Source organism: Vreelandella titanicae BH1 (assembly GCF_000336575.1).
In the GTDB taxonomy this organism is placed as follows: domain Bacteria; phylum Pseudomonadota; class Gammaproteobacteria; order Pseudomonadales; family Halomonadaceae; genus Vreelandella; species Vreelandella titanicae.
On the sequence record NZ_AOPO01000002.1, the window covers coordinates 126031 to 139164 of the forward strand.

The window sequence follows — 13134 nt, forward strand, 5'->3', positions numbered from 1 at the left end:
TAGCGTTAATCTATTTGAATATAAGGTTGTCACCTTTTCCCTCATAATCTCTAGTGCAAGACATCGCATTTCTCAAGTTCCGGTTTATTTGGTCATTATGACCTGCGTCACCCCTAGCAAAACACCTCCTGGCTATATTAATCCTAGCCTGAGCACAAGCGTCGAAAAGCTCAGCTCTACCATAGTCAATCTCATTGCGATCACACATCCCAAGCCCTTTTGTTCTGTTACATGCCTCATCTTGTTGCCTCGCTAATTCATCATACTCATCAGGTGTGCAATTTCCTCCATAGCCAGGTAAAGAGCGAGCACCAGCTGCAGCCCTATGTGCAGCAGTTAGTCGATCTGCCTCTTGGGCTCTAGATGATTCTGATGTTGAACCAGATATAGTTGCTACTACACCCGTAGCAGCTGCTACTCCTAAACCTGTAATCCATTGCGCTGCAGAAGCGCATGCGGGAGTAACAGCTGGAATCGCGCATGCGGCTGCCGGGTTTAAACCCAACGGATCTACCGCCCCCGTCGGATTAGTCACATAGCCATACAAATTCGTCCCACCCTGCAACCCAATCGGATCCTGGCTAATATACCGCCCCTGCTGCGGGTCATAATAACGGTGGCGGTTGTAGTAGAGACCGCTTTCTTCGTCGTGCCATTGGCCTTGGAACCGGATTGGTTGGGTGACGTTGCGTACGGCGCGTTGGTTTTTGACGGCTGCCCAGTCGTCGGGTTCGGCGAGCCAGCGGGGTTGGCCATTGGGGGTGACCAACTGCATGGGGGTGCCCAGAGCATCGGTGATGTAGGCACTGAGGACTTGGCCTTGCTGGGTGTCGTCAATACGCAGCATGGGCACAAAACTGCCCGGCTCATACACCACGGTAGTGCGCTGATTGTCCGTTTCTTCGCGCACGATGCGGTCACCGTCCCAGCCGTAGTGGGTGGTGGCGGTGGTGCCACTGGTGTGACGTACGGTTTTGCTGATGCGTCTTCCCAGGCCGTCGTAACGGTACGTGGCCTCGCGGGTCGCCCCCAGCTCGCTGGCGTGGATCAGGTGCACTAAGCGATTCGCGCCGTCGTAGCCCAGGGTTAGGCGTTCGCCGTTGGGCTGTTGGCGTTCGATCAGGTTACCGGCGCCGTCGTAGCGGTAGCGGGTACCGTTTAACTGCCCCAGGCGATTATCAGACAGGGCCTGTTGGCCTTCTAACCGATTACCAGCCGCATCCACGCTATAGCGGTGGGCGTGGTCGCCGTGCTGGCTGCCGATCAAGCGTCCGGCGGCGTCGTAGCTGTAGGCGATAACTTTTTCTGCTGGATCGCCTTGTAGGCTGCGGAAGCTCATCCGGCCCAGGGCGTCGTACTGGTAGTCCTGCTGGCTGGTGGTGTCTGGGCTGCGCAGGGTGAGGTGATCCAACTGGCCCAGGTTCGTATACCCGCGCTCCAGCACCAGCGGTTGATTGGCACCGGTGCTGAGACGGCGCTGGGTCTCCCGGTGCAGGGCGTCGGGTTCCAGGGCGATCTCAAGATCCAAGCCGGGGGCGTTCATGCCGTGCAGGTGGCCGCTGCCATAGGTATGCCAGTTGAGCGCGGGGAGATCCCCAAGCTGGCTGGCCTGGGGCGCGCCGGTGGCGGTGAGACTGTGCTGGTGCTGCCACTGCCAGCCGCTATCGGCATGTTGCTGCTGTTCGCCGATTAAGCGTTGGGCTTGATCGTAGTTAAAACTGACCTCACCGTGGTCGTTGGTGACGCTGAGTAGCTGGCCATTCGTACCCCACTGGTACTGCTCCGTGCTGGCCGGGGCGTGCTCGGTCGCGGGTAGATGGCGGGCGGTGAGGCGACCGGCGTTGTCGTAGTCGTAACGGGTGACCAGCGGCTGGCCGTTCGGGCCGGGGCGGTTGGCTTCAATGCGTTCGATCAGTCGCCCGGCGTCATCGTAGCGGTACTGCTGTTCCCGGCCATCGGGGCCGGTCTCGCTGGCGAGGCGATCCATCTCGTCGTAAGTAAAGCGGTACACCGCGCCGTTGCCCAGGGTCAGCTCGCTTAAGCGGCCCACGTCATCATAGGCGGTAAACTGTTGGCTGCCATCGGCTTCGATGCGCTGCACCGGGCGGCCGTGGTCATCAAAGAAGAACTGCTGCCTAAACCCTTGAGGGCCTTCCAGCTCCACCAGCCGCCCAAGAGCATCCACATGGTGGTGCCAGTGGGTGCCGTCCGGCAGTTGCGTGGCGAGTCGTCGACCCATCTTGTCGTGCTGGGTGCGGGTGGTCTCGCCCAAGGCGTTGGTGACGCTGGCCAGATAGCCGTGGCGGTCATAGGCGTATTCGATGCGCTGCTGGGAGCAGTCGATCTGGGCGGTGACCTGACCCAGGGCGTTCCACTCGCGTTGGTGGGTAGCACCCACTGCATCGGTGACAGTGGTAGGGCGGTCAGGCAGGTCGGTATTGCCGTAGGCGAAGGCGGTAGTGCCTTCCGGCCCAGTGACTTCCACTGGAAGCCCCCGTTCGTTGCGCGTTATTTGCCACGTTTGATCCTCAGGCCCTTCGATACTCACCGGCTGGCCCAGGGGATCGCGCTCAATCGCCCAGCGGGTGCCGTCCGGGCCGGTCTGTGCAATCACTTGCCCATGCTCATCCCGTTCGATCAGCGTCTCGTGACCCAGCGGATCTACCGTCGCTACCTTGAGGCCCGCACGGTCATAGCGGAACTCGATCCGCGAACCGTCGGCGCGGGTGTGGGCCGTCCAGCGGCGACCGGGGCCGCTGCCCACAAAGTGGTAGCGCTCCTCCCGGCCCAGGCTGTCGGTGACTAGGGTATGATCCACTTGGTAGCTGTACGTCCGCGCTAAACCTCCTGCTTCCTGCTGGCCCACCACGCGACCATCCGGGGCGTGGCGATCCCAGGTGTAGTGGGCTTCCATGCCCCCGGGGACCCGGTGGGCGGTGAGCATATGATCTTGCCACTCGAACTCGCGCACCACTTCGCCGTGGCGGTGGCGCACCGCAATCAAATCCCCCACGGGGCTAAACGAGTAGCGCACCAACCAGTCGTCCTGGGCGCTGCCATCGTGTGCTTGCACCAGCTTGACGCCGGTTAGGCGCTGCCCGGCATCGTCGGGCTGGGCAGGAAGCAGGCTGTCGTAAACGAATTGGTAGCGACGCTGGGCGCTGTCGATCACCGTGACCAGCAGACCGGCTTCCCAGTGGTACTGGGTGGCATAGCCGTTGCGGTCGCGCTCTTCGATCAGTGACCAGCGAGCAGCGTTATCGCTTGAGCTATTACCCGAAGTCGCATCCGAGGTTGTCGCCACGTCTGCTGGATGGGCAGAGGCTGGGTTAGCAAACACATAATAAAGACCGCTGGCATCGCTAAGAACAATACGTTCGGGATCCTGGCGCAGCGTCTCATCCAGCACGTGCCAGCGAGGCGCGTTGCTCTCTCCATCGGCTGAGGCACCCCCACGGCGTATCCATAGCTGCTCGGTGGGCGAGAAGCGCGCCTGGCCGGGGGCCAGTGCGCCAAAGGTAATCGCACGGCCCTGGGCATCGTGGATAATACAGGCGTCATCGTTAAGGGTGAGGGCGAGGCTTTCGCCGGGTATCGACCAGCCCTGGCCGAGTACCCCAATCCGCCCGTTGCTGGAGAGATAGCCACGGCTAAACACAAAGGGCCGTGGCGCCGGTAGCGCAAAATCGGTCTCCGCAGGCAGTAGCTTGGCGCCCAGCAGCGGGTTCACTGGGCTACCCACCGCGGGTTGGCAGGCACTGCAGTCGTCGGCCAGGCCATCGGTGATGTCGATATCGTCTAACGCTAGCGGGGTCGCGGCAGCAATATTACTGCTCAGCAACGGCGTCTGGTGCGGTTCGAGGGTAACGTCCTCGCTCTCCTCCGGCTCGGCCTCAAAGGGTAAGCGGGGCAGTACAATCGCCTGGCCCTGGCCACGACCAGGGCTACCGCCGGAGTTGATCTTGACCTGGGGGCCGACAATGGTCACGCCGCCGGGGTCGAGCTTGATAAAGCTACCCCCGGCTTTAAGGGTGATCTCGCTACCCGCTTCCAACACGATCTGGCTGCCCGCCTTGTGGTGCAGCTCGCGGCCGGTCTCCACCAGTTGCGCCTCGCCGTAGACCTCATGGCGGGTTTGATCGACCTGGAGGTGGTCATCGCCCTTGATCTGGGTGTAGCGCTTGCCGTGTACGGTGAGGTGGTCGTCGTTATGGATTTCGCTGAGCCGGTTGCGATGCAGCTTAAGGTGGCTGTCCCGACGGATCTCCTCGGTGCGGTCATTAAGCGTCAGCAGCTCCAGGTCTTTTTGGGCATGGAGCCAGATCTGCTCTTCACCCGTGGCGTCCTCGAAGCGCAGTTCGTTAAAGCCTTCCGATTTGTGGCTTTGGGTGCGGATCACCGTGCGGGTCTTGTGCTCCGGCAGCGGGTAGGGCGGGGTATTCACCGCATGGTAGGTGCGCCCGGTGACCAGCGGCTGATCGGGGTCGCCCTCTAAAAACGAGACAATGACCTCGTGGCCGATCCGGGGGATCGCCATACTCCCATAGCCACCGCCTGCCCAGCCCTGGGCCACCCGTACCCAACAGCTGGCGGTCTCGTTGGGTTCGGCGTAGCGATCCCAGGGGAACTGCACCTTGACCCGGCCGTGTTCGTCGCAGTAGATCTCTTCGCCTTCGGGGCCGACCACAAAGGCCACCTGGGGCCCATCGACCCGCGGTTTGGGATTGGGCAACGGGCGGAAAGTCTGATCCTTCGGCATGATCACCACGTCGTTGTGGTAACGGGTCATCAGCTCGCCCGACTGGGCACTGCTACCGCCATTACCACCCCGCGCCATACCGTCCTCTTCCAGGGCCTGGGGCTGCTCGCCGTGGTGCACCACCGAGACCACCTGCCAGGCACGGTTAAGACTATCGATATCGTGGTCGGTGAGGGTAAAGCAGATACCCGGGGCGAGCTCCGGTAAGTCACTCTCGGCCTCGGCGGTGGTGGCGTCGGCGCGTAGGGACTCTAAGCGGTGGCGGGTAAACGGCTTGCCGGAGGCGTCCTTCTTGTAGCGGCCAGGGTAGTCAAAGTGTTCGTAATCCTCCCGCTGGGCGTGTTCGCCCAAGTTGGGAGCGAGGTGCTCATGGATCTGCGCATAGGGCGGGTTTTTAAAGGTGTAGTCCTTGAGCATCGCCGAGGCGGGGCGCACGCGGTTGGCCTGACGCAATTTACGCACATGGCGTCGGGGCGGTGTGCCTCCGGCGCGGCTGTGGTAGGTGCGCTCGCCCACGCTGGGCAGCACCACCGTGGCATCGGCAAATACCAGCTGGTGTTTGCCACCCTCGGCGTTCTCGAACTCATGGAAATAGAAGCAGCCCTCTTCGGCGGCTAAACGCTCGATAAAGGCCAGATCGGTCTCGCGGTACTGAACCAGAAACTCCCGATCGGGGGGCGTGCGGGTGGTGGCAAAGCCGATATCGGTGAGGCTGCGCTCGTTAGCGAGCGTCGTGATGGCGTCAAACGGCGAGGCGTCCTGAAAGATACGCGAGTTATGGCGCAGCGATAACCGCCACAGTGCCGGACGAATCTCCACCCGATAAAAGCTGCGCCGGTGTCCCCTGTCGCCGCGGTGCAGCTCACTTATAATGCCATGCACGCGGCGGAGCGGCTCGCCGTCCTGCCAGATGGTCAGCGTGGCGTTTTGATCCAAGCAGTCGCTGGGCGATAGGTTGTGGGTACGGCTGGCAAACTCAACCGAGAGCGCAAACGGCTCCGACAGCGCCTCGTGATGGGTAAAGCGCACCACGGCGGTGTCATCGGCCCCGGGTAGGGTCAGGGTAAATTGCAGGCCCGTTTTGTCCGCCATCGCTCCGCTCCTTGGATCATTAACTGCTAATGAGAAGCGGTCAGAATAGCGAGGCAGAGTTGAAGCGCAACCCCTTGAGGGCACGAAGCGTTAATGGCTTACACGCTTGTAAGAAATGGCTTACAAAATTTTAAGCCATTTCTTACAAATCGATGGGTAACCAGAGAAAAGCGAATTTAACTTAATTTAGGTTGGGCGTTAGAACGGAAGATGCAACGAGGCACTTAGCATATTGAGGTGGCTGAGGGTTGGAGCGTCGATGCGTTCATACTCTAGGCGACTGACGAGTCGGTTGATCGTTACCGTGGCGCCGAACCCTTGCAGCAATGCAGTACCGCTTTCATCGGCGCCTTCCAGGTCGCTTTCACCACGCCATTCTGTGATGCCGGACTTCGCATAGACGCTGAAGGCGCCCATGCGAACTCCGGCAACAATGGCGCCACCCAAACTGAGTGTATCCATGATGAGCGGATTAACACCGGAGGAAGTGGAGATTTCGTCGCTTTCCCGGTAGGCAATTTCAGCGCCAATATCGAGTTGGGGGAGTCGCCAGGGGCTGTAGCCTGCGGTTACTCGAAAACCGCTGGTATAGTTATCAAGGCTTTGAAGGTCGCTGCCTTCTAAGATAACGCCATTATCAAGCTGCATGAGCTCGCTATTGGGTGCGGTATAAGCCATCACCGGCGGGGTATCGTCGGCGTAGCTGCTAAACCAGGGAACGGAGCAGCAGAGCAGGGTGCTTGCCAAGCGTTTGATTGGCATTTCTCTTACACCTATCGGTACATACCCAAGTGTTGTCGTATAGCCATGGGTAGAGAGGAAAAAGCAATTCTATTCAGATTAGCAACTGGCTTGGATTTCCACCACTTTAATTGCGTCCTGGGCTAGGTTATCAACTAAATTTTTACCCATAGTGATAAAGCGCTCACCAAATACCCACTGGGGGGACAGCACCGCTTGCCGTGACGCTTGCTCTTTTTGCCGTTGGCGCTGGCGCCATGTCAAGGCCATTTCGCTCCAGTCGTCCACGTGTTCAAGTAGAAAGCCGCCCACTTCAAGCAGTCGAGTCAGTTCAACCAAGGTAACTATATGGGAGTGCTTGGAGTCGGCTGCCCAAGGCACTGGATAGCGAAGTTGCGCCCAGTTGGGGCCGTTGACGACTTCGTGCATCACTATCTGCCCGCCTGGGCGCAGAACACGACGGCTTTCAGCGATTACCACGGGAACATCGGGCATATTCATTAGACTGTGCTGAAACAGCACAGCATCAAAGCTGTTATCCGCAAAGGGCAGAGCGCAAGCATCGCCCGTTACCCAGGCAAGCGGTGGGGCGTCTGGCTGACTGACCCGTAAGCTCAGCGATTTATTGAGCGCACTAAAACCGTGGGTGATATCCAGCCCCGTCATTTGAAAACCGAGTGAAGCACCCTGGCGCATTAGCCCGCCCAGCCCAGCGCCAATATCCAGCACCTTTCTTTGGGTGTCAGGGTTGAGCCGTTCCAGCAGCCGTGTAGAGGCTGCCACGCCGCCAATATGCAACTGATCCAAGGGAGCCAGTTGATGCAGCGTGGGGCCTGCGGGATAGTGGCTATCAATCTGTGCCAATACCTCATCAGCGCGCAGGGCGCGCTGATAATGATCGGCTAAAGGGTTGGAAGGGGTCATCGCTTACGATTCTTGATCCAAGCCCAACTCTTGAATGGAAATTTCACGCATTTTAAATTTCTGAATCTTGCCGGTGACGGTCATCGGGAACTCGTCAACGAACTTAAAGTAGCGCGGAATTTTGAAGTGGGTGATTTTACCTTTGCAGTACTCGCGCAGCTCTTCACCGGTGACGTCACCCGCGGTGCTGTTGAGTTTCACCCAGGCAATCAGCTCTTCACCATACTTCTTGTCGGGCACGCCGGTGACCTGTACTTCTGAGATCGCCGGGTGGGCGTAGAGAAATTCTTCGATCTCTTTGGGATAGACGTTCTCGCCGCCGCGAATGACCATATCTTTGATGCGGCCGACGATCTGGATGTAGCCCTCTTCATCCATGGTGGCCAGATCGCCGGTGTGCATCCAGCCCGCTTCGTCGATGGCCTCGGCGGTGGCTTTATCGTTGTTCCAGTACTTCAGCATTACGCTATAGCCGCGGGTACACAGCTCGCCGATTTCGCCCCGAGGCAGAATGCCGCCGTTGCCAGGGTCGACAATTTTGTTCTCTAAGTGAGGCTGGGTACGGCCCACGGTGGAAACGCGTTTCTCAATGCTGTCGTTGGCACCCGTTTGAGTGGAGACCGGGCTGGTTTCCGTCATGCCGTAGGCGATCTGCACGCCCTTCATATTCATCTTGTTGATGACCTGCTTCATGATTTCCGCAGGGCAGATCGAGCCCGCCATAATCCCGGTGCGCAGTGTGGAGAAGTCAGTGCTAGCAAAACCCTCGTGTTCAAGCTCGGCGATAAACATGGTGGGCACGCCGTAGAGCGCGGTGGCTTTTTGATCGTGCACTGCCTTGAGCACCTTGCCGGGATCGAAGCCCTCATCCGGGTAGATCATGGTGGCGCCGTGGGTCATACAGCCCAGGTTGCCCATCACCATGCCAAAGCAGTGGTAAAGCGGCACCGGAATCACCAGGCGGTCTTCACTGGTAAAGCCCATGCTCTCTGCCACGAAGAAGCCGTTATTGAGAATGTTGTGGTGGGAAAGCGTCGCGCCTTTAGGAAAGCCTGTGGTGCCGGAGGTGTACTGGATATTGATCGCATCATCAAACTGCAGCGTCGCCTGGAGGTCGTCAACATCAGTTTGGCTAACCTTATTGGCTTCTTTCATCAGGTCAGACCAGCGCCACATGCCGCTGAGCTTTTCGCTGCTTAAATTAATAATGCACTCAAGGTCGGGCAGCTTTTGCGACTTCAGCTCGCCATCGTTACTGGCTTTTAATTCGGGTGCAAGCTCATACAGCATGGCGCTGTAGTCAGAGCTCTTGAAGTTGTTAGCGGTGACCAAGAAGCGCGCGCCGGATTGGTTTAGTGCGTACTCCAATTCATGGGTGCGGTAAGAGGGGTTAATGTTGACCAGAATGGCACCGATTTTGGCAGTAGCGAACTGAGTCAACGTCCATTCGCTGCAGTTGGGTGCCCAAATGGCCACACGGTCGCCTTTATTGACGCCGATGGAGAGCAGCGCACGGGCACAGCGGTTGACCTCTTCCTGGAGCTGGCGATAGCTCCAGTGAATGTTCTGATGCAGTACGATCAGCGCGTCATTTTCAGCATACTGCGTCGCGATTTGGTCAAATTTATCGCCGATCGTCATGCCAAGAAGCGGCTTGTCAGCCATGCTGCTGGAGTAGCTGGGTTGGGTAAGAGCAGGTGATGCCATGGTGTATCTCTCCGATATTTTTCTTGTCCGAACGGGAAGGCAGGGGATAACTCGCTGCTTTTAATTTTTATTATTCACGTCTCATTTAACTGCTAGAGCCTTTTGCCAGGGCCACCTTGGAGCTGGGCTTGCGGCCTAACTCGTTGGTGATCCAGTAGCCGGTTTCAATCACGGCCTGTAGGTCGATGCCCGTTTCAATCCCTAGCCCTTCCAGCAGATAGAGCACGTCTTCAGTGGCTACGTTGCCGGAAGCACCCTTGGCATAGGGGCAACCGCCAAGTCCCGCGGTAGCGGCATCAATAACGCTAACGCCTTCTTCTAGGACGGCATAAAGATTGGCCAGCGCCATGCCGTAGGTGTCGTGGAAGTGAGCGGCCAGAAACTCAATGGGCACCTGTTGGCGCGTCGTCTCAATCATGCGTTTAGCAGCCAGCGGCGTGCCGACGCCAATGGTGTCGCCCAGGGACACCTCGTAGCAGCCCATCTCATAAAGCGCCTTGGCCACTTCAGCCACTTTGGCGGGGGCTATCTCGCCTTCGTAGGGGCAGCCCAATACGCAGGAGACGTAGCCGCGTACGCGCACGCCAGCCTCTCGGGCGCGCTCTAACACCGGCTCAAAGCGGGTCAGTGATTCAGCAATGGAGCAGTTAATGTTCTTTTGCGAAAAAGCCTCAGACGCCGCACCAAATACCGCGACTTCCTCAACGCCCACGGTTAGCGCATTTTCGAGCCCTTTTAGGTTGGGTGTCAGCGCGGAGTACACCACGCCTGGCTGGCGTGTGATGCCCGCCATCACCTCAACGGCGTCGCCCATTTGTGGCACCCACTTGGGTGATACAAAGCTGGCGGCTTCGATGTGCGTGATACCTGCTTTAGCAAGCCGCTCGACCAGAGCAATCTTAGTCCCGGTGGGTACAATGGCCCCGGGCTCGTTTTGCAGGCCGTCACGGGGCGACATTTCAAACAGCTTTACAGAGGTAGGCAATGGCATCAGTGACTCCTATTCGTTGGCCGCAAAGTCGAGCAGCACGGCGCCTTGGCTCACGGTGTCACCGGCTTGGAAGTGGAAGGTTTCCACGCTGCCGTCCGCCGGAGCAGTCATGGTGTGCTCCATTTTCATGGCTTCCATCACCATTAGCGGCATGCCTTTTTCAACATTAACGCCGGGCTCTACCAGCAATGCAACGACCGTGCCGTTCATGGGTGCAGTTAGCGTGGATTCTGCCTCGTGGTGACCGTGATCAATGGCATCGATGCGCCGCCAGAACAGGCGGGTTTCACCGCTGGGGTCGGCCATGACCACCACATGACCGTCGCGGCGGGCCTGCAGGCGACGGCGGTGGCCATTCAAGGTAACCGCTACCGCATCGCCGGTGAGCGGCTGCAAACTCGCGGTAAGGGTTTCATCACCAATAGTGAGATTCCACAGCGACTCGCCAGGGCTGCGTTTACCTTCGACGATCACTACCGCTTCATCGCTATCCGGCGCTTGCGCACTTGCCGGGTCGCACAGCGCAATGCGAATGGTGTGCGGCGCGTTGAGGCGGAAGCCGTCGTGGCGATCCCAGGGCGAGTCGCTTTCGCACTCCTGAGAAAGCTGATGCAGACCAATCAGCGCCGCGCTGGCGTAGGCCTCCATGTTGTAAGTGCGGGGAGCAAACAGCGTCGCTTCGTTGCGCTCGATAAAGCGGGTATCCAGCTCCACGTTCTTAAAGCCCGGATGCGTTGCCAGGCGCATTAAAAAGGCGCGATTAGTGACAACCCCTTGAACGTCCAGCGCTGCTAGTGCGCGGTTAAGCGTGGCCAGCGCCGCATCGCGGTCGGGGCCGTGAACAATTAGCTTGGCGAGCATGGGGTCGTAGTGCATCGACACCGCATCGCCGCTCTCCACGCCGCTGTCCAGGCGTACTTGGTCAGCGCTCAGGCCTGCGCCGTCTAAATCCAGCGCGAAACGGTTGAGCAGGCCGGTAGCGGGCAGGAAATCCTGATCCGGGTCTTCGGCGTAGATACGCGCTTCAAAGCTATGGCCGGTGATCGTCAGCTCATCTTGAGAGCAGGGCAGTGGTTCGCCCATGGCGACGCGCAGCTGCCACTCGACCAGATCCTGGCCGGTGATCATTTCGGTCACCGGGTGTTCGACCTGAAGGCGAGTGTTCATCTCCATAAAGTAGAACGACCCATCAATGTCTAGTAAAAATTCGACGGTACCTGCGCCCACATAGCCGATCTCCTGGGCGGCGCGCACCGCGGCATCGCCCATAGCGCTGCGCAGCTCCGCCGTCATACCGGGGGCGGGGGCTTCTTCAATGACTTTTTGGTGGCGCCGCTGAACGCTACAGTCCCGCTCGAACAGGTAAACGCCGTTGCCGTGGCGGTCACAGAATACCTGCACTTCCACATGGCGGGGCTGCACCAGGTACTTCTCGATTAGCATGCGGTCATCGCCGAAGGCGGCTTTTGACTCACGACGGCAGCCATCTAACGCTGCCTGGAAACCATCACCCGATTCGACAACACGCATCCCTTTACCACCGCCACCGGCGCTGGCTTTGAGCATCACCGGGTAGCCAATTTTGTCGGCTTCGCTGCGCAGCAGGGCGTCGTCCTGATCGTCGCCGTGATAGCCCGGCACCAGCGGCACGCCCGCATTGGCCATACGCGCTTTAGCAGCGGATTTATCGCCCATGGCAGCAATTGCTGAGGCGGGCGGGCCGACGAAGGTAATGCCCGCTTCTTCAAGGGCTTTGACGAAGGTACCGTTTTCGGAAAGAAAGCCGTAACCGGGGTGAATCGCGCCGGTGCCGGTGCGCTTGGCAGCTTCGATCACCGCATCAATATTGAGATAGCTTTCCCGGGCGGCGGCAGGCCCCAGACGAACGGCCTCGTCGGCTTCACGCACGTGGCGGGCGCTGGCATCGGCGTCAGAGTAAACCGCGACGGTTTTCAGGCCCATACGGCGCGCAGTGCGCATCACGCGGCAGGCGATTTCACCGCGGTTGGCGACCAGAAGCGTGTCAAAAGGCGTCGTGCGAGCGGCTTTTTCGGCTCTTTCGTTTTTTTCAATAGGGGGTGAATGACTCATGAGCGACGCTCCGAAGCGTGGGGTGTGTTATTAGAATCGGCCCAGGCGGGGCGGCGCTTTTCAAAGAAACTGGATAAGCCCTCTTGGCCCTCTTGGCTTACCCGCAGTTTGGCGATCACCTGACAGGTATGTTCGCGGGTGGCGTCACTGTCAGGCGCTTGAGCGACCGTGGCCATCAGCGCTTTGGTGGCGCGCTGGGCTTGGGGCGAGCCGGCTAACAGAGTGGCCAGCATGGCATCCACTTCGTCGTCTAGCTTATCGTGCTCCACCACTAGATGGACTAAACCCAGCGCGAGCGCTATTTCGGCGTCCATGACTTCTGCGGTTAACGCATAGCGGCGCATCTGTCGCTCGCCCAGGGCACGCTGCACGTAAGGGCTGATGACTGCGGGCGATAGGCCAATTTTGACTTCCGACAGGCAGAATTTGGCTTTGCCTGAGGCGATCACCACATCGCAGCAAGCGGCCAAACCCACCGCGCCGCCAAAGGCGGCGCCTTGCACACGGCAGACGGTAGGGCAGGGCAGCGTATCCAGGTCGTGCATGAGCGCGGCGAGCTTGCGGGAATCGGCGACGTTATCTTCCAGGTCGTAATCGACCATGCGCTTCATCCAGTTCAGATCGGCACCGGCCGAGAAGCTTTTACCTTCTGAACCCAGCACTACCGCGCGCACATCGCCTGATTCGGCCAACGTATGCAACTGGTCAAGGTGCGCGTTTAGCTCAGCGATCAGGCTGTCGTCAAAAGCGTTATGCACCTCGGGGCGGTTTAAGGTCAGGCGCGCCACACCCTCTTCTATATTCAGTGTTGAGTAAGCCATGGTAAGAC

Annotated in this window: 7 protein-coding genes and 1 pseudogene; all 8 read right to left on the reverse strand. The window is 59.2% G+C overall.

Annotated features, from left to right (window positions below):
- Nucleotides 1–10: 10 nt before the first annotated feature.
- Nucleotides 11–3742 carry an RHS repeat-associated core domain-containing protein gene (locus HALTITAN_RS25920; RefSeq protein WP_236614934.1) on the reverse strand — a complete coding sequence of 1244 codons (3732 nt, stop codon included), beginning with the start codon at nucleotides 3740–3742 and terminating at the stop codon, nucleotides 11–13.
- A gap of 96 nt (nucleotides 3743–3838) precedes the next feature.
- Nucleotides 3839–5851: pseudogene (locus HALTITAN_RS25925) on the reverse strand (type VI secretion system Vgr family protein); the annotation flags it as partial.
- A gap of 198 nt (nucleotides 5852–6049) precedes the next feature.
- Nucleotides 6050–6613, reverse strand: a complete 564-nt coding sequence (locus HALTITAN_RS05120; RefSeq protein WP_009286455.1) for a porin family protein — start codon at nucleotides 6611–6613, stop codon at nucleotides 6050–6052.
- Between the two features lie 78 nt (nucleotides 6614–6691).
- Nucleotides 6692–7516 carry a class I SAM-dependent methyltransferase gene (locus HALTITAN_RS05125; protein ID WP_009286456.1) on the reverse strand — a complete coding sequence of 275 codons (825 nt, stop codon included), beginning with the start codon at nucleotides 7514–7516 and terminating at the stop codon, nucleotides 6692–6694.
- A gap of 3 nt (nucleotides 7517–7519) precedes the next feature.
- The gene (locus HALTITAN_RS05130) at nucleotides 7520–9223 is read right to left on the reverse strand and encodes an AMP-binding protein (RefSeq protein ID WP_009286457.1); all 1704 of its coding nucleotides are present in this window, start codon (nucleotides 9221–9223) and stop codon (nucleotides 7520–7522) included.
- A gap of 85 nt (nucleotides 9224–9308) precedes the next feature.
- On the reverse strand, nucleotides 9309–10214 hold the full coding sequence (locus HALTITAN_RS05135; RefSeq protein ID WP_039858236.1) for a hydroxymethylglutaryl-CoA lyase: 906 nt from the start codon (nucleotides 10212–10214) through the stop codon (nucleotides 9309–9311).
- A gap of 9 nt (nucleotides 10215–10223) precedes the next feature.
- The gene (locus tag HALTITAN_RS05140; RefSeq protein WP_051051878.1) at nucleotides 10224–12305 is read right to left on the reverse strand and encodes an acetyl/propionyl/methylcrotonyl-CoA carboxylase subunit alpha; all 2082 of its coding nucleotides are present in this window, start codon (nucleotides 12303–12305) and stop codon (nucleotides 10224–10226) included.
- Nucleotides 12302–13126, reverse strand: a complete 825-nt coding sequence (locus HALTITAN_RS05145; RefSeq protein ID WP_009286458.1) for an enoyl-CoA hydratase/isomerase family protein — start codon at nucleotides 13124–13126, stop codon at nucleotides 12302–12304. Before HALTITAN_RS05145 ends, HALTITAN_RS05140 begins: the two co-directional genes overlap by 4 nt.
- Between the last annotated feature and the right edge of the window lie 8 nt (nucleotides 13127–13134).